The organism is Stappia sp. WLB 29, from assembly GCF_023507705.1.
Classification (GTDB): domain Bacteria; phylum Pseudomonadota; class Alphaproteobacteria; order Rhizobiales; family Stappiaceae; genus Stappia.
In genome coordinates, this window is the sequence record NZ_JALBGD010000007.1 from 83,208 (window position 1) to 99,173 (window position 15,966).

Sequence of the window (15,966 nt, forward strand, 5' to 3'; positions counted from 1 at the left end):
ATAATACAAGGCTGATTTCGCAATAAGTCATATCGGACAGGAGGCTTGACCGATGATCGGAACGATGCCGTTCCTGATCCTGCTCGGCGGGGATCTCGATCCGACGCCGCGACTTCTGCGGCAGATCGCCGGCGCGCGCACCATCGCCGCCGACGGCGGCATCCGCCATGCGGGACCGCTGGGCGTTCGCCCGGAGCTGTGGGTCGGCGACTTCGACTCAAGCGGCAGCGACATGGCGGCCGCGTGGCGCGACGTGCCGCGCCAGAGCCATCCGGTCGCCAAGGACATGACCGACGGCGAACTGGCGGCAGCTGAAGCCATCGCCCGCGGCGCCAGCGGTCTCGTCCTCGCCGGCGTGTTCGGCGGCGCGCGCTCGGACCATGCGATGGGCAACCTGCTGCAGGGGGCAGCGCTCCGGGCGCGCGGCATTCCCGTGCTGATGACCAGCGGCGACGAGGAAGGCTGGCCGCTGCTGCCGGGCGAGCAGGAGATCGACCTGCCCGCCGGCTCGCTGTTTTCCGTGCTGGCGCTGTCGGACCTTGCCGGCCTGACCCTGCGCGGGGTCGAGTGGCCGCTCACGAAACGCGACGTGCCGATGGGCTCGTCCCTCACCCTCTCCAACCGCGTGGCGGGCAGCGAGGGGTTGCGGGTCGGGCTCGGGCGCGGAAATGCGGTGCTGCTCGCCCGGCCGCATCCGGACGGTGTTTAAAGCGTATCGAGGCTTTCGCGCGACCAGGACGTCATCCGCCGCGTTGCCACCGAGACAAGCCCGTAAAGCGCCACCGCGAAGGCGGCCAGCACGAACAGGCTGGCGAACATCAGATCGGTCTTGGCGCGTCCGTTGGCCAGCAGCATCAGGTAGCCGAGGCCGTTGGAGGCGCCCACCCACTCGCCGATCACCGCGCCGATGGGCGCATAGACGGCGGCGAGCCTCAGCCCCGAGCCGAAGGCCGGCAGGCCCGCCGGCAGGCGGATATGCAGCAGGGTGCGCGTGGGCGTCGCGCCCATCGTGCGGGCAAGATCGAGCAGGCCGGGATCGGTGCGGCGCAACCCGTCGTAGAAGGTGGAGACCACCGGAAAGTAGATGATCAGCAGCGCCATGGCGATCTTCGAAGCCATGCCGTAGCCGAGCCACAGGGTCAGCAGCGGCGCCAGCGCGAAGACCGGCACGGCCTGGCTGAACACCATGATCGGCAGGGCGATGCGGCGCGCGGCCGGCGAGACCATCAGATGCAGCGCGGTGGCAGCACCCAGCAGGGCACCGAAGACGAGACCGATCAGCACCTCGGCAATGGTGATGAGCGCATGGTCGGCGATCAGGCCGATATTGTCGGCAAGCGTCACCGCCACCCGCCAGGGCCCCGGCAGGATGAAGGGCGGAACGCCGCTGAGCCAGACGATGGCCTGCCACAACGACAGGGCCGCCACGACCGCGACCAGCGCATCGCGCAGCCGCTGCAGCGGCGTCAGGCGGGTCGAGCTCGTCATGCCGGCCTCCCGCGCAGCGCATGGAACAGACGCGCCTGCATCTCCATCGTCTCCGGTGCGTCGACCGCGCGGATCGGCGGCGAGGCGGGCACATCGACCCGCGTCAGCCCGTCCTCCGACAGGATGAAGAGGTGATGGCCGAGACGGACGGCCTCCGCCGGATCGTGGGTGACGAGCAGCACGGTGCGTCCCTCCAGCACCTCGAAGGCCAGTTCCTGCATCTCCGCCCGCGTGCGGGCGTCGAGCGCGGCGAAAGGCTCGTCGAGCAGGACGATGGGGCGGTCTTCCATCAGCACGCGGGCGAGCGCCACCCGCTGGCGCATGCCGCCGGACAGGCTCGCCGGGCGCTTGTCGACATGACCGGCAAGGCCGACGCGCTCGATCAGGGCGCGGGCGCGGACAAGGTCGGGCGCCTCGCCGCGCAGCCGCGCGCCGAGCGTCACGTTGCCGACGACGTCGAGCCAGGGCGCCAGCAGGTCCGACTGGGCCATGAAGGCGATGCGGGTTGCGACCGGCGCCCCGTCGCTCGCCGAAATATCGCCGTCGAACGTGCCGCCGGTGTCGAGCCCCGCAAGCAAGCGCAGCACCGTCGACTTGCCGACGCCGGAGGGTCCGAGCAGGCAGGTCCAGCCACGGTCAGCAATGGCCAAGTCGAGGCCTGTAAACAGCGGCCGCCCGGCATGATGAAAGTCGCCGGTCAGCCGGAGGGCCGGAGCCGAAACCGAAGCCGGGGCGGGCGCGGGTGCCTTGCTCACGTCAGGTCCGGAGCGATGGTCGGGCCGCGCAATCCCATCTCCCAGAAGCCGATTTCCAGCCGCGTGGCGGTGCGGAAGCGCTTCGACAGGCTGGCCCAGCGCGGCAGGGCGGCCGGCGCATCGCCGAGGCGGCCGCGAACGGACGTCTCGATCAGCTCGCCGACGCTCGCGCAAAGGCCCTGGTAGTCGTCGCCGGCATAGGTGTCGATCCACTGGCGGTACGGCGTGTCGGCCGCGCCCTCGCGGGCGAGCCTTGCGCCGATCTCGCCATAGCCCATGACGCAGGGCGCCAGCGCGGCGACGAGGTCGAGGAAGTCGCCCGACATGCCGGCATCCAGCACGAAGCGGGTATAGGCGAGGTTCTCCCGCTCCTCGGCGGCAGCCAGCAGGGCCGCCTCCGAAATGCCGGCCTTGCCGCAGATGTCGACATGCAGGCTCATCTCGGTGTTCATCAGCCCGTCGACGATGGAGGAGGCAAAGCGCGCCTCGGCGATCGTCTCGGACTTCACCACCGCCAGCGCCCAGGCGCGGGCGAAGTGGAACAGGAAGATATAGTCCTGCGTCAGGTAATGCAGGAAGATCTCCCGCGGCAGCGTGCCGGCGCCGAGCTGCTCGACGAAGGCATGGTGCGTGTAGGCCTGCCAGTCGCCGGCCGCCTCCTGACGCCAGGCGCCGTAGACCGGCGAGCCGTAGGCCGCCTCCACGATCCGCTCCGCGCCGCTCATTGGACGCTCACATCGATGGCGATGTCGGACACCGGGCGGATCGTCTCGATCAGGCCGTGCTCCTTCAGGAACTCCTCGAAGCGGACGTAGCGGCCGTGGTCGAGCGCAGCCGGACGCAGGGCGAACCGGCGGATCGTGTCGGCCCAGGAACGCTTGTTGAGCTCGTCGTTCAGCTCCGGCGCGGTGCCGGCATAGATCTCGAAGCTCTCCTGCGGATGGTTGACGATATACTGGGTGGCGCGCTCGGTCGCGGCCAGGAAGCGGGCGATCTTCGCCTTGTCCATCAGCTCCGGATTGGCGACATAGATCAGCTCGTCATAGGAGGGCATGCCCTCCTCCTCGATGAAGAAGCAGCGGCCCTTGACGCCCTCGATCTCCATCTGGTGCAGCTCGACATTGCGATAGGCGCCGATGACCGCGTCGACCTGCCCGGACATGACGGACGGGGCGAGCGACCAGTTGACGTTGACCATCTCGATGTCGTCCATCGTCAACCCGTGACGGGACAGCACGGCACGCATCTGCGCCTCCTCCACGCCGGCGACGGAGTAGCCGACCTTGCGGCCCTTGAGGTCGGCGATGGTCTTCACCGGGCCGTCGTCCTTGACCATCAGGCAGTTGAGCGGCGAGGCGATCAGCGTGCCGACGCGCTTCAGGGGCAGGCCCTCGGCGACCTGCAGATGGATCTGCGGCTGATAGGAGACCGCGAGCTCCGCCTTGCCGGCGGCAACCAGCTTCGGCGGGGCGGACGGGTCGGCCGGGGCGACGATCTCGACGTCGAGGCCTTCGTCGGCGAAGAAGCCCTTCTCCTTGGCGATGATGATCGGGCCGTGATCGGGGTTCACGTACCAGTCGAGCAGCAGCGTCATCTTGTCGGCGGCAACGGCCGGCAGGGCGACAAGGAGGGCGAGAACGAAAGTCAGGATACGCATTGGTGACGAACCTCGGCTGAAGGTGTGCAAGATCAGGCGCGCGTTGCCGCGAGCCATTGCCGGACCCGGTCCTCGGGATCCGGGTTTAGGGTGATGTCGGTGACGGCGGAGACGATGTCGGCCCCGGCGGCAAAGGCGCCGGCGGCGCGCTCGACGCTCATGCCGCCGATGGCGACCAGCGGGATGTCTCCGATCCGGCGCTTCCAGTCGCCGAGCTTTTCCAGCCCCTGCGGCGCCCATTTCATCTGCTTCAGGATGGTCGGATAGACCGGCCCGAGCGCGATATAGTCCGGCGAGACGGCGAGCGCGGTCTCGAGCTCCTCCCCGTCGTGGCTGGAGAGGCCAAGGCCGAGGCCTGCGCGGCGGATCGCGCCGACATCGGCATCGGCAAGGTCTTCCTGGCCGAGATGGACGAAGCGGCAGCCCTCGTCGATGGCGAGCTGCCAGTAGTCGTTGACCACCAGCAGGCAGCCCTGCGCAAGGCAGGTCGCCTCCGCGGCGCGGATCTGCGCCCGCAGTTCCGCCGGGCTGCGGTCCTTGATCCGCAGCTGCACGAGACGCACGCCGAGCGGCACGATGCGGTCGATCCAGGCGGCGCTGTCGACAATGGGATAGAAGCGGTCGAGGGCGGTCATTCCAGAAAAGCCTTTCCGAGAACTGGCGTGGAGGGGGCAGCCATGTCGCGCGGCTCCATCGCCCCGGCCGTGAAGGCAAGGCGGCCGGCCTCCACGGCCTTGGCGAAGGCGCGAGCCATGGCGACCGGATCGCCGGCCTTGGCGACCGCCGTGTTAAGCAGCACCGCGTCGTAGCCGAGTTCCATGGCGGCCGCCGCATGGGAGGGCACGCCGAGGCCGGCATCGACCACCAGCGGAATCTTCGGGAAATGCGCGCGCAGGGAGCGCAGGCCGTAGACATTGTTGAGCCCTCGCGCCGAGCCGATGGGCGCGCCCCAGGGCATCAGGACCTCGCAGCCCGCCTCGACCAGACGTTCGGCGACGCCGAGATCCTCGGTGCAATAGGGGAACACCTGGAACCCCTCGCCGGAGAGGATGCGTGCCGCTTCGACCAGGCCGAACACGTCGGGGGCCAGCGTCTCGGCGTCGTGGATGACCTCGAGCTTGATCCAGGGCGTGCCGAAAACCTCGCGCGCCATCTTTGCCGTGGTCACCGCCTCGCGCACCGAATGGCAGCCGGCGGTATTGGGCAGAACGCGGACGCCGAGGTCGCGGATGAAGCCCCAGAAGTCCTGGCCCGCGCGGGCCGAGCCGGACTCGCGCCGCAGCGACACGGTGACGATGTCGCAGCCGCTGGCCCGCACCGCCTCGGCCATGATCGCCGGGGAGGGATAGAGCGCGGTGCCGAGCAGCAGCGGGCTCTCGACGGTTTCTCCGTAGAAGACGGGCATGGGTCAGCCCCCCTGCATGGGGGCGAGGATCTCGACCCGGTCGCCGTCGCGCACCTGCGTGCCGGCGCGCTCCTCGGCCGGAACGAAATCGCCGTTGAGGGCGGTGGCGACGATGGCATCGCCATAGTCGAGCGCCTCGAGGATCGCGGCCAGCGACCCCGGCGCAAGCTCAAGCGGAGCGCCGTTGACGGTTATGGCCATGGAAGAACTCCGGTTCGGTTTCAGGATGGAGAAGCAGATCGGCCGCCTGCTGCGCCAGCGCCGGCGAAAGCAGGTAGCCGTGCCGATAGGTGCCGTTGGCCCGCAGGATACGGCCGTCGCGCAACAGGCGCGGCAGGTTGTCGGGGAAGGCCGGGCGCGCGTCGACGCCGGTTTCCAGGATCTCGGCCTCGGCGAAGGCCGGCGTCAGTGTGTAGGCGGAGCCGAGCAGCTCCATCATCGAGCGGGCGGTGATGCGCCAGCGCTCGCTGCTCTCGATCATGGTGGCGCCGACCATGAACACCCCCTCGCCGCGCGGCACCACGTAAAGCGGGATGCGCGGATGCAGCAGGCGCACCGGCCGGGACAGCGACACCTCCGGCGCATGCAGGACCAGCATCTCGCCCTTGACGCCGCGCAGCTCCGGCACGTCGGCCGCAGCGCCGAGGCCCCGGCAGTCGACCACCCGGTCGCCCGGTGCGTCCTGCGGCAGCATGTCCGTGTTGAAGCGCAGGGCGGCGCCCAGCCCCTGCAGCCGGGCGACGAGATCGGCCAGCGCCCGGCGCGGATCGAGATGTCCTTCGCCGGCAAATAACAACCCCTGGCGGAAGCGGCCCGCAAGGTCCGGCTCCAGCTCGGCGATGCGCTCGCCGTCGACGCTCTCGTGGCAGTCGGTCATGCGAGCGAAGCGGCGCAGGTCCGCCGTGTCCCGTGGCGGGGCGACCACCAGGCTGCCGTTGAGCACGACGCCGCCGACACGCTGCGACCACCAGGAGATGGCGTCGCGGCCGAGCCGGACCACCGGCTCCTCGGCGCTCTCGCCCTCGCACCAGGGGGCGAGCATGCCGCCCGCCCACCAGGAACAGGAGGCGGGACCCGGCGCCTCGGCCCGTTCGAACAGCGTCACCTCCTGCCCGCGCTCGGCAAGCACGGTAGCAACGCAGAGGCCGACGACGCCGCCGCCGACGACGGAGATCTTCATCGCGTATCCTCCCGCCACAGGGCATGGAAATGATGCACGGGACCATGCCCGGAACCGACGCGCAGCGTATCGGCGGCGGCGATGGCCGCGTGCAGCCAGGAATGCGCTTCGGCGACGGCCGCCGCGAGCGGCAGCCCCTTGGCAAGGCCCGCGGCGATGGCCGAGGAGAGCGTGCAGCCGGTGCCGTGCGTGTTGCGGGTCTCGATCCGCGGCGAGGTGAAGGCGAGCGGCGGCTCGCCGGGAACCAGCAGAAGATCGGTGCACTGCTCCCCTTCGGCATGGCCGCCCTTCATCAACACGGCGCCGGAGCCGAGCGCCAGCAGTGCATGGCCCTGTCGCTCCGCCGCATCAGTGTCGCGGACCGGACCCTCTCCGAGCAGGCTGGCGGCTTCCGGCAGGTTCGGCGTGATCAGCGTCGCACGCGGCAGCAGCTGCTCCTTCAGCGCGGCGATGGCCTCCTCGCGCAGGAGCTTGGCGCCGGACTTGGCGACGATGACCGGATCGACCACCACCGGGCCCGCATAGTCGGCAAGCGCGGCGGCGACACAGGCGACGATCTCCGGCGAGGACAGCATGCCGATCTTCACCGCGCCGACCTCGAGATCGTCGAGAACGGCGGCGATCTGGCCTGCGACCACATCGAGCGGGATGTCGTGGATATGCGTCACCGCGCGGGTGTTCTGCGCCGTGATCGCCGTGATCGCGCTGGCGCCATAGACGCCGAGCGCGGAGAAGGTCTTGAGATCCGCCTGAATGCCGGCGCCGCCGCTGCTGTCCGAGCCGGCGATGGTCAGTGCGATGGCCGGGCCTCTGCCCGAGCCGCCTGCAGCATGTTCCGGTTTCGTGTCCCTGGCCACGGCGCTCCCCGCTCCTGCCAGGCGCGCCTTCGGCAAGAAGGTGGCGCGCCGCGTGAATGGCACGATCCGGACTGCGGTTTCGGGGCGACGGATGGCCGCATCGATCTTGCGGCAGAGCCCGGCCTTGCGGCCGTTCGGGCTTGCATTCGTTCCCTACGCCGGCATGACCCGGATCAGGTTCAGTGGGTTGACGCGGTTCGCGTCTCTCAGCCGGTGAAGGCACCCCAACGAATTTTGCGGCACGATAGGAGGGTCGGGAGGGAACGTCAAGCGGGGGGGCGGCTCACCGCTCGCGCAAGGCGTGGGCGATCTGGTCGGTGACGGGGCGCACCAGGTAGGACAGCACCGTGCGGTCTTCGGTGGTAATGAAGGCCTCCGCCGGCATGCCGGGCACCAGGAGCTCGCCGTCGAGGCGCGACAGTTCCTCGTCCGGAATGACGAGACGGGCGACGAAGTAGCGGGCGCCGGTAACGTTGTCCCTCGCAAGGTCGGCCGAGATAGTGTGCACGCGAGCGGCAAGCTCCGGCGTCGTGCGCTGGTCGAAGCCGGGGAAGCGCACGCGCGCCTCCTGCCCCGGCACGATCTGCGAGATGTCGCGCGGCTGCACCTGCGCCTCGATCACCAGCAGGTCGCCCTGCGGCACGATCAGCATCAAGGTCTCGCCCTGACCGACCACGCCGCCGATGGTGTGCACGGCAAGCTGGTGGACCGTGCCGGCCTGCGGACTGCGCACCTCGACACGGCGCAGCTGGTCCTCGGCGGCGATCTTCTGCTCCTCCAGCCGAGCGATGCGGGCGCGAGTGTCCTGCAACTGCTCCAGCACCTCGGCGCGGGACTGCTCGTCGATCTGCAGCATCAGGATGCGCCGCTCGCTGATCGCCTCGTTGACCTCGGCGATCTTGGCGACGAGCCCGCCATGCTCGCCCTTGAGGCGGGTGCGGTCCCGCTGCAGGGCGGTGACGCGGGCGCGCGACACGAGCCGCTTTTCGAGGAGGGCGGTGAGATCCTTCAGCTCGTCCTCGATCAGGGCGATCTCCTCGCCCTTGGCGGAAAGCTGCGCATCGAGCCCCTCGATCTGCCGGCGATACTGGACGATCTGCTCGCCCAACTGGTCCTTACGGCCGGTGACGGACTTGCGCCGCGCATCCATCAGGCTTTTCTGGCTGTCCTCGACCAGCGCCAGCTGCTCGGTATCGGCAAGCTCGCGGGCGCGCTCGTTGAAGGCGATTTCCTCGCTCTCGTCGCGCTCGGCGACGAGGCGCGCTTCCTGGGCGTAGAGATCGACGAGCTGGCGCGTCACGACGGCCAGGTTGGCGCGGGTCACCGTATCGTCCAGGCGCACGAGAAGGTCGCCGGCGGCCACGCGGTCGCCGTTCTGCACGGCGATCTCGCGGACGATGCCGCCTTCCTGGTGCTGGATGCGGCGCACGTTGCTCTCCACCACCACGGTGGCGGGCGCGACGACCGCGCCGGAAATGCGCGCCATCGCCGCCCAGCCGCCGAAGCCGCCGAGCAGCAGAACCGCAACCAGCAGCGAGGCGAGCAGGTGACGGCGGACGCTGCGGGTCAGCTGACGGTCGATGGAGGGCGCGGCGAGGCGCCCGTCGGCTTCGCGGCGGACCATGTCACGCCACTCCCGACTGCGGCACCGGCGCGACCACGCGCTTCAGCACCTCGTCCTTCGGTCCGAAGGCCGCCATGCGTCCATCGCGCAGGCACAGGACCTTGTCGACGGCGGAGATGGCACTCGGCCGATGGGCGATGACCACGACGATGCAGCCCGCATTGCGCATTTCTCGGATCGCCCGCGTCAGCGCGGCCTCCCCGTCGGAATCGAGATTGGAATTGGGCTCGTCCAGCACCACCAGGAACGGCTTGCGGAACAGGGCGCGGGCAAGGGCGATGCGCTGCTGCTGCCCGCCCGACAGGACCATGCCTTCCGACCCGATCAGCGTGTTGTACCCGTCCGGCAGACCGGTTGCAAAATCGTGGATATCGGCCATGCGGGCCGCCTCGATCACCGCATCCGCCTCCGCATCCGGATCGAAGCGGGCGATGTTTTCCGCAACCGTCCCGTCGAACAGCTGCACGTCCTGCGGCAGATAGCCGATGATGCGGCCGCGGCGGGCGGGCGCCCATTGCGACAGCTCCGCCCCGTCGAGGCGGACCGAGCCATGCAGCGGCGGCACCAGGCCGACTAGGGCACGGGCCAGCGTCGACTTGCCCGAGCCGGACGGGCCGATGATGCCGAGCCCGTCGCCGGCGGAAAGCTCCAGCGCAACGCCCTGCACCACCGGGCGCGGCACGCCGGCCGGGCCGCAGGCCAGCTGCTCGACCGTCAGGGAGCGCTGCGGCAACGGCAACTCCAGGCGCTCGACGTCCGGCTCCGACAGCTGGGCGAACACCTCGCGCAGGCGCCGGCGACCGAGACGAGCCGCCGCAAAGGGGCGCCACTGGGCGACCGCCTGCTCCACCGGGGCGAGCGCGCGGGAGGTGAGAATGGATCCGGCGATGACGACGCCAGGAGTGACCTCGCCCAGGATGGCGAGCCAGGCGCCGAGGCCCAGCACCGCCGACTGCAGCAGGAAGCGGACGGTCTTGATCCCCGTGGCGAAGAAGCCGGACCAGTCCTGCGCCCGGCGCTGCACCTCGAGGAAGGCCTCGTTCTCGCGCTCCCAACGCTGCACCAGGGGGCCGTCCATCGCCATGGCACCCAGCGCCTCGGCATTGCGGCGGCCGGCCTCTTCCACCGACGCCCGGCGGCTGGCGGCGCGGGCGGCTTCCGTTGCCGGCTTGCGGGACGTCGCCTCGTTGAGGCCGATCAGGATGCAGATCAGCACTGCACCGCCGATGGCCAGCCAGCCGAGCAACGGATGAAACAGGAAAAGCAGGGCGAAATAGACCGGCATCCACGGCAGGTCGAAGATCGCCGCCGGGCCGGGGCCGGACATGAAGGTGCGGACCGCGTCAAGATCCTGCACCGGACGCAGTTTCGCCGCTCCCGCGCCCATGCGCAGCGGCAGCCGGGACGAGATGGCGAAGGCAAGACCGGACAGCTGGGCATCGATGCGCTGGCCGATGCGCGAAAGGATGCGCGAGCGCAGGCCTTCCAGGAGGCCGAAGACGCCATAGAGCAGCAGGGCGAAGCCGCTGATCACCAGCAGGGTCGGCACGGAGCCGCTGGCCAGGACCCGGTCATAGACCTGCAGCATGTAGACCGGCCCGGTGAGCATCAAGAGGTTGACCAAGAGGCTGACCAGCGCCACGCCGAAAAGCGCGGAGCGCACCGCACGGAAAACCCGGTCCACCACCGTGGCGCCCGCCGGCGCCTGCGTCATCGACTTGTCCTTGCGCAAGATCCCGTCCCAGTCCGCATACCTGCCGCAACCGACATCGTCGGTCGCATGCCACGCTAGCTGTCGGAAAACTAGCACTTTCTCGCTGCGGACGGGCTTATTTTTTGGCCACGACCGCGCTAGGAACACTGCAGAGCACGGCGACCGGTCTCCGCTGCCTCAAAGGCCTCCCGCGCGCCCTCCGCCAGTTCCTGCAGGATCGTTTCACGCATATGCGCGGCGATGGCGCGGATATCGGCGTCGGAAAAGGCCTTCGCGCGGTAGAGGAACCGCAGCACGCAGCCGTCGCTATAGGTGCGGGCGAAGACCAGCGCCTCATGCGGGAGCGACGCCCGGACGACCTGCGGAATCGCGTCGAGGGAAAGGCCGGCCGGCATCGCCTCGCTGACGTCGTAGCCGTCGAGCGCGAAGCTGATGCCGGTGACCGGGTGGACATGCTCGTCGTCCGGCTCGCCGGCCAGTCGGGCGAGATCGCGGAAGCACACGTCCTGGTGATCGCGGGCGGCCTCCAGCATGCGCGACAGGCTGGCGACGATGGCAGGCGTGCTCTTTCCAGCCCCGTCGATGCGCAAGGGCACGGCGCTGAACAGCAGGCCCAGCGTGTCGAGCAGTTCCGGGCGGTAGCGCCCGTGGGTGGTGACCCGGATGATCAGGTCGGATGCACCGGAATGGGCCGCCATTGCCCGGTAGAAATGCGCCATCAGAAAGGGAAAGACGCTGGCGTTGAGCGCGCGGGCATGGGCCAGCAGCGCGTCGTGATCAACGCCGAGCGGCACGGTGAGCATGCGCGCCGACAGGTTCTCCCGGTCGGGCCCGGAGACGAAGCGCGGCATCGGCGGCGCGCCCGCGATATGCGCATGCCAGAAGGCGGTGGCGCGGGCACGGCTTTCGCCGGTTTCGGCGGCGATGGCCGAGCGGAACGGCCCGCGCACCGGTACCGGCGCGCCGGCCAGCGCGTCCTCGATGTCGCGGCGGATATATTCGCGCGACATGCCGTCGCTGATGAGGTGATGCATGGACAGGACGAGGCGGCCGGCACCCGACGGGCTGGTGAGCAGCAGGATCCGGAAGGGGCGCTCGCCGTCGAGGTCGAAGGTCCGCTCGCCGAAAAGGGTGGACCGCCGGTCGAACTCGGCATCGTCCGCCTCGACCTCCTCGAAGTCCTCAGGACTAAAGCCTTCGGCAACCATCGTCTGCAGCAGCGTGTCGCCATCCCGCCGGAAGCGCAGGTGGAAGCAGTCGTTGAGTTCGATCAGCCGCAGCAACACGCGCTTCAGCCGCTCGGCCTCGGCGGCGCGAAACGGCATCTGCAGGATCATGTTGATGGCCGCGCCGAAGATGTCCTTGCAGAAGATGTCGAAGATCGTCTGCTGGCGGCTGGTGAGCGGCCGGTAAGTCGCCACCGCCGCTTCCGGCAAAGCGGGGGCGCCGCCCGTGTCCGCAGTTTTCCCCGTCTGGCGAAGCCGCCCGCCATTGGCGAGGAACCAGGCCGCGATGGCACGCGGCGTGCCGGCCTCGTAGAAGCGCGGCTGGGGAATGGCGATGCCGAAGGCCGTCTCCAGTTGCAGGGCGATCAGTCCGAACATCAGCGAATTGCCGCCAAGGCCGATGAAATCCGTATCGAGGCCGCAAGGACGGCGCAGCACCTGCGAGATCACCTGCTGGACATGCCGCTCGGCCGGGTTGCCGTGAAGGGGCTCGCCAGGATCCGCCTGCGCTTCGGCGAGCAAGGCTGCCGCATCCGCAGCAAGGGCCTTGCGATCCACCTTGCCGTTGAGGGTGACGGGGAAGCTGGCAAGACGCGTGTAGAGCGAGGGCATCACGGCCGGATGAAGAGCATCGGACAGCTGCTCGCGGAGCAACGCCTCCCGGTCCGGCGCGCCCTGCCAGAACAGGGCGAGCGTCTCGCCCGGCGCCTCGGGCGGCGCCAGCTTGACGGCGACCGCGCGCTCGACGCCCTCGCAAGCTTCGGCAAGACGCTCGACCTCGCCGGCCTCGATGCGGATGCCGTTGACCTTCATCTGGTTGTCGAGGCGGCCGAGCAGGAAGAGGTCGTCTCCGGAAACCTCGCCCCGGTCTCCCGTGCGATAGGCGTACCAGCCCGGCCGGACCTGCGGGAACGGCTCGGCCGCCCCGTCGCGGCGCCGGTAGCCGTTGGTCAGGTAAGGCGAGGCGAGCACGATTTCGCCGGTCCCGGCGAGTTCGAAGGACACATCGTCGCCGATGGGACGGCCCACGGGATAGAGCGCGCCGCGCGTCGGGCAGTCTTCGTCGATCAGGCGGCAGAACTTCGCCATCGTGCCCTCGGAGGGGCCGTAGAGATTGTAGACGCGCCCGGCATAGCGGCGGCGCAGCGCCGCGACCAGCGGCACCTTCAAAGGTTCCCCGGCAAAGAACAGGGCACGGACGTCCAGGCGCGGCAGCTCGCCGGCCGCCAGCCAGGCAGAGACGATGGACGGAACGACATGGGCAATGTCGATCCGCTCTGCCGTCAGCCATTGCCAGCCCGAGGCGATGTTGAACCCGGCCTCGACATCGGGAACGACCAGCGTGCCGCCGGTCACCAACGGCAGCAACAGGTCGCGATACATCACGTCGAAGGACAGCGGCGTCAGCCAGGAGACACGCGGCGCCTCGCAGAATCTGCCGACGAGGCCCGACTGCCAGGCCATGAAATGGTCGATACCCTCCATCGTGCCTTCGATGGCCTTGGGCTCGCCGGTGGTGCCGGAAGTGAAGGCGATATAGGCCGCCTGACGCGGGAGGCGCGGCGCGATGCAGCCCGCGGGATCGGGCTGCGGCACCTTGCCGTCGAGATCTGCGACGATCCCGGCGATGTCGCGTTGATCGCTCAAGGTGTCGCACCAGTCGAGCAGCGCATGCTGTCGGGCGAGCGGCAGGCGCCCGTCGACCGGAACGGCGACATCGCCCGAGGCCAGCGCCGCAAGCATGCCGACGCCGGCCTCGATCGAGGGACGTCCGTTGATCCCGACAAGTCCGGGGGCGGAACGGGAGAGGCCTTGGCGGCCGGTCCTGCGGATCGCCTCATAGAGGCCGGCATAGGTCAGCCGGCGCGGCCCCTCTTCCATCGCGACGCGGTCGCCACGATCGAAGGCAAGTTCCTCGATCCGCCGCAACACCGAATATGTCATGCCCGTCTCCCGATGGCCGCAACCAACCCTTCGCCAGAACGAGAGAAAGCTCGATGCAAAACGGCATCAGATCGGCCTCTTGGCGTCCTGAACGGATTTTTTCTTGAAACTACTTGAGATTACGGATGTTCCGCACTTTTGCAGGATCTGAAGAGGGGTATCACGACAACGTGGCGATGTAAAATATCCGTATCACCAACCGGTATCCACACTCCGTATTTCAGGATATGCAACCCTTGGGCGGGCGCAAGGGACCCTTGCCGGGCGCGCACCGCCCGGTTGCCCCTTCTTCGGTCAAAGAGGTCAGCAGTCCGGCCGGTCGGTACAGCCGATCTCCTGCCGGGCCGCAACCCGCCGCGATCCGGCAACTTCGACGCGGCTGCGCACGCTCAGGACGTCGGCCATATGCTTGCCGTCGGTAGCCCGGGTCACCCGGCAGCGGTGCCGCCAGAGCAGATCACCCCGCTCGAAGTCGACGAGCTCGATGGAGATCGCCTCGCCGGGATCGATGTTGGCGTGATAGGCGACGCTGCGCCAGCGGGTGATCGCATTGCGCGCGAAGTCCGGATCGACGTTCCATTCGGCCCGGTCGACGAAAGCCGGGACGTTGGCGAAGTAGAGAAAGCCCGCCCCGTTGAAGTCCTGCGAGGGGCAGGGAAAAAACAGCTGCGGCCGGTGGTCGGCGGCAACGATCGTTCCCTCGTCCCAGGCCCACAAGGTGCCGTCGAGGCCCGACAGATCCGACTTGCCGGCTTCGGAGACCGGCGGCAGGCCCTGGATCTCGACGCGGACCACCGAGCGGTTCGAGGTCTGGCCGTTGCGGTGCACGAAGACCGAGACCATGCGCACGATGCCGAGCATCGCCCCGCCGATGCTCAGACGGTGCTCGCTCTGCACCTGGGTGCGCGACAGGCGGAACAGGCTGGAGCGGATCACCAGCGTGTCGTTCTCCTTGGCCATATCGAAGCGCGCGCCCTCGATCCGCACCGAACGGAACGCGGCATAGACCGTGTGTCCCGCCTCGTCGTAGAAGTCGGGAAAGTCGTATTCCGCCATGCGCGCCAGCTGGATCCAGTGGCGGTGGCCCAGTTCCTTCAGCAGCCAGGCCTCCGAAAGCCCGCTGAAGGCCAGATGCGGCATGCCGAGATGGACCCGGTGAGTGCTCGCCCAGCCTGTCGCCCGATCCCGGTGGGACGCCACCCCTGGCCCGGACCGGGGCCGGTTTCTCTCTTGCAGTGTCACGGGACATGATCCTCCGCGATTTCGGGGTCGGCAGGCCGGCGGGACGCCGCCTATTCGAGCCGGTCGGTTCCCGTATCCCTGGCCCAGAGAGGGCCGCGGTCACGGCGTACCTTGCGCACCATCGCGTCGAAGAGCTTGGCGGCGAACGCATCGCCCGCGACGAGCTCCTCGGCCGCTGCCGCGCTGCGCAGACGCACTTCGTCGGTGAGCGGGGTATTGGCGCCGGGCAGCATGCCCGCCTGGCACTGGATTTCGGCCGCGCGCTGCGCGTTGTAGAGCAGCCAGAAGGTGCGCGGCACGTCGCGCTCGCCGACCGCGATGCCGTGGTTGCGCAGCACAAGGACACTCTTGTCGCCAAGGCTCGCGACCATGCGCGGGCGCTCGTCGGCAAAGACCGTCACCCCCTCGAAGGCGTGATAGCCGACCCGGCCGAAGAGCTGCGCCCCGTAGAAGTCGTCATAGGTGAAACCGCCCTCCTTCAGCGCGATGGCGGAGATCGGCGTCGTGTGGGTGTGGGCGATGCAATGGATGTCGTCGCGCGCCTCGTGGATCGCCCCGTGCAGGGCAAAGCCCGTCCGGTTGGCCGGGTAGTCCGACGGCTCGACCAGATTGCCCTCGACGTCGACCTTCACCAGGTTGTCCGGGGTGATCTCCTCGTAGTGCAGCCCGAAGGGATTGACGAGGTAGTGTCGGTGGGGACCGGGCACGCGCAGCGAGATGTGGTTGAAGATCATCTCGGTCCAGCCGAGATAGGCGACGAGATGGTAGAACTCGGCAAGCTGGACGCGCATGCGCCGCTCCTCGGCGGCCATCTCGTCCCGCGCCTCGCCGGACTTTGTGCTGGAAACCGTCTTCAGCATGGCTGTCTCCCGTT

General features: G+C 69.0%; 15 protein-coding genes and 1 riboswitch. Of the genes, 1 reads left to right on the forward strand and 14 read right to left on the reverse strand.

The genetic code is table 11. The features are described from left to right. Window positions 1–52 precede the first annotated feature (52 nt). Entirely contained in the window at window positions 53–709 is a 657-nt protein-coding gene (locus MNI96_RS14335) for a thiamine diphosphokinase (RefSeq protein WP_249694247.1), read from the forward strand. Here MNI96_RS14335 and MNI96_RS14340 read toward each other — a convergent pair. The 14 genes from MNI96_RS14340 to MNI96_RS14405 form a co-directional block, all read right to left on the reverse strand. Continuing rightward, entirely contained in the window at window positions 706–1,488 is a 783-nt protein-coding gene (locus tag MNI96_RS14340) for an ABC transporter permease (RefSeq protein ID WP_249694249.1), read from the reverse strand. The two genes, MNI96_RS14335 and MNI96_RS14340, sit on opposite strands and share 4 nt — an antisense overlap. Then, the gene (locus MNI96_RS14345) at window positions 1,485–2,243 is read right to left on the reverse strand and encodes an ABC transporter ATP-binding protein (protein ID WP_249694251.1); all 759 of its coding nucleotides are present in this window, start codon (window positions 2,241–2,243) and stop codon (window positions 1,485–1,487) included. The genes MNI96_RS14340 and MNI96_RS14345 overlap by 4 nt, the downstream gene beginning before the upstream one ends. After that, window positions 2,240–2,968 carry a TenA family protein gene (locus MNI96_RS14350; RefSeq protein WP_249694254.1) on the reverse strand — a complete coding sequence of 243 codons (729 nt, stop codon included), beginning with the start codon at window positions 2,966–2,968 and terminating at the stop codon, window positions 2,240–2,242. The genes MNI96_RS14345 and MNI96_RS14350 overlap by 4 nt, the downstream gene beginning before the upstream one ends. After that, window positions 2,965–3,900: an ABC transporter substrate-binding protein gene (locus MNI96_RS14355; RefSeq protein ID WP_249694256.1), complete on the reverse strand. Its 936-nt coding sequence runs from the start codon at window positions 3,898–3,900 to the stop codon at window positions 2,965–2,967. Before MNI96_RS14355 ends, MNI96_RS14350 begins: the two co-directional genes overlap by 4 nt. A 32-nt stretch (window positions 3,901–3,932) precedes the next feature. Next, window positions 3,933–4,535 (reverse strand): thiamine phosphate synthase, encoded by a 603-nt coding sequence (locus tag MNI96_RS14360; protein ID WP_249694258.1) that lies wholly within the window; start codon window positions 4,533–4,535, stop codon window positions 3,933–3,935. Next, complete coding sequence (locus tag MNI96_RS14365) at window positions 4,532–5,305, reverse strand: thiazole synthase (protein WP_249694260.1); 774 nt, start codon at window positions 5,303–5,305, stop codon at window positions 4,532–4,534. The genes MNI96_RS14360 and MNI96_RS14365 overlap by 4 nt, the downstream gene beginning before the upstream one ends. A gap of 3 nt (window positions 5,306–5,308) precedes the next feature. After that, on the reverse strand, window positions 5,309–5,506 hold the full coding sequence (gene thiS, locus MNI96_RS14370) for a sulfur carrier protein ThiS (protein ID WP_249694262.1): 198 nt from the start codon (window positions 5,504–5,506) through the stop codon (window positions 5,309–5,311). Continuing rightward, entirely contained in the window at window positions 5,475–6,485 is a 1,011-nt protein-coding gene (thiO, locus tag MNI96_RS14375; protein WP_249694264.1) for a glycine oxidase ThiO, read from the reverse strand. The genes thiS and thiO overlap by 32 nt, the downstream gene beginning before the upstream one ends. After that, window positions 6,482–7,342, reverse strand: coding sequence for a bifunctional hydroxymethylpyrimidine kinase/phosphomethylpyrimidine kinase (thiD, locus tag MNI96_RS14380; RefSeq protein ID WP_249694266.1), 861 nt, complete (start codon window positions 7,340–7,342; stop codon window positions 6,482–6,484). The genes thiO and thiD overlap by 4 nt, the downstream gene beginning before the upstream one ends. Before the next feature lie 133 nt (window positions 7,343–7,475). Further along, window positions 7,476–7,579: riboswitch (TPP riboswitch) on the reverse strand. Between the two features lie 46 nt (window positions 7,580–7,625). Then, window positions 7,626–8,966 carry an HlyD family type I secretion periplasmic adaptor subunit gene (locus MNI96_RS14385; RefSeq protein WP_249694268.1) on the reverse strand — a complete coding sequence of 447 codons (1,341 nt, stop codon included), beginning with the start codon at window positions 8,964–8,966 and terminating at the stop codon, window positions 7,626–7,628. Window position 8,967: 1 nt separating this feature from the next. Continuing rightward, the gene (locus tag MNI96_RS14390; protein WP_349629178.1) at window positions 8,968–10,698 is read right to left on the reverse strand and encodes a type I secretion system permease/ATPase; all 1,731 of its coding nucleotides are present in this window, start codon (window positions 10,696–10,698) and stop codon (window positions 8,968–8,970) included. Window positions 10,699–10,817: 119 nt separating this feature from the next. Next, window positions 10,818–13,850: an AMP-binding protein gene (locus tag MNI96_RS14395; protein ID WP_249694270.1), complete on the reverse strand. Its 3,033-nt coding sequence runs from the start codon at window positions 13,848–13,850 to the stop codon at window positions 10,818–10,820. A 303-nt stretch (window positions 13,851–14,153) separates the two neighbouring features. After that, window positions 14,154–15,092 (reverse strand): Pnap_2097 family protein, encoded by a 939-nt coding sequence (locus MNI96_RS14400; protein WP_349629179.1) that lies wholly within the window; start codon window positions 15,090–15,092, stop codon window positions 14,154–14,156. Between the two features lie 50 nt (window positions 15,093–15,142). Next, window positions 15,143–15,952 carry a class II aldolase/adducin family protein gene (locus tag MNI96_RS14405; RefSeq protein WP_249694273.1) on the reverse strand — a complete coding sequence of 270 codons (810 nt, stop codon included), beginning with the start codon at window positions 15,950–15,952 and terminating at the stop codon, window positions 15,143–15,145. Between the last annotated feature and the right edge of the window lie 14 nt (window positions 15,953–15,966).

Bases quoted from the DNA above. Each gene is read 5' to 3' on its own strand.
- MNI96_RS14355 (WP_249694256.1), bottom strand. From the start codon at position 3,900: ATGCGTATCCTGACTTTCGTTCTCGCCCTCCTTGTCGCCCTGCCGGCC.
- MNI96_RS14350 (WP_249694254.1), bottom strand. From the start codon at position 2,968: ATGAGCGGCGCGGAGCGGATCGTGGAGGCGGCCTACGGCTCGCCGGTC.
- thiS (WP_249694262.1), bottom strand. From the start codon at position 5,506: ATGGCCATAACCGTCAACGGCGCTCCGCTTGAGCTTGCGCCGGGGTCG.
- MNI96_RS14340 (WP_249694249.1), bottom strand. From the start codon at position 1,488: ATGACGAGCTCGACCCGCCTGACGCCGCTGCAGCGGCTGCGCGATGCG.
- MNI96_RS14365 (WP_249694260.1), bottom strand. From the start codon at position 5,305: ATGCCCGTCTTCTACGGAGAAACCGTCGAGAGCCCGCTGCTGCTCGGC.
- MNI96_RS14360 (WP_249694258.1), bottom strand. From the start codon at position 4,535: ATGACCGCCCTCGACCGCTTCTATCCCATTGTCGACAGCGCCGCCTGG.
- thiO (WP_249694264.1), bottom strand. From the start codon at position 6,485: ATGAAGATCTCCGTCGTCGGCGGCGGCGTCGTCGGCCTCTGCGTTGCT.
- MNI96_RS14395 (WP_249694270.1), bottom strand. From the start codon at position 13,850: ATGACATATTCGGTGTTGCGGCGGATCGAGGAACTTGCCTTCGATCGT.
- MNI96_RS14405 (WP_249694273.1), bottom strand. From the start codon at position 15,952: ATGCTGAAGACGGTTTCCAGCACAAAGTCCGGCGAGGCGCGGGACGAG.
- MNI96_RS14385 (WP_249694268.1), bottom strand. From the start codon at position 8,966: ATGGTCCGCCGCGAAGCCGACGGGCGCCTCGCCGCGCCCTCCATCGAC.
- MNI96_RS14335 (WP_249694247.1), top strand. From the start codon at position 53: ATGATCGGAACGATGCCGTTCCTGATCCTGCTCGGCGGGGATCTCGAT.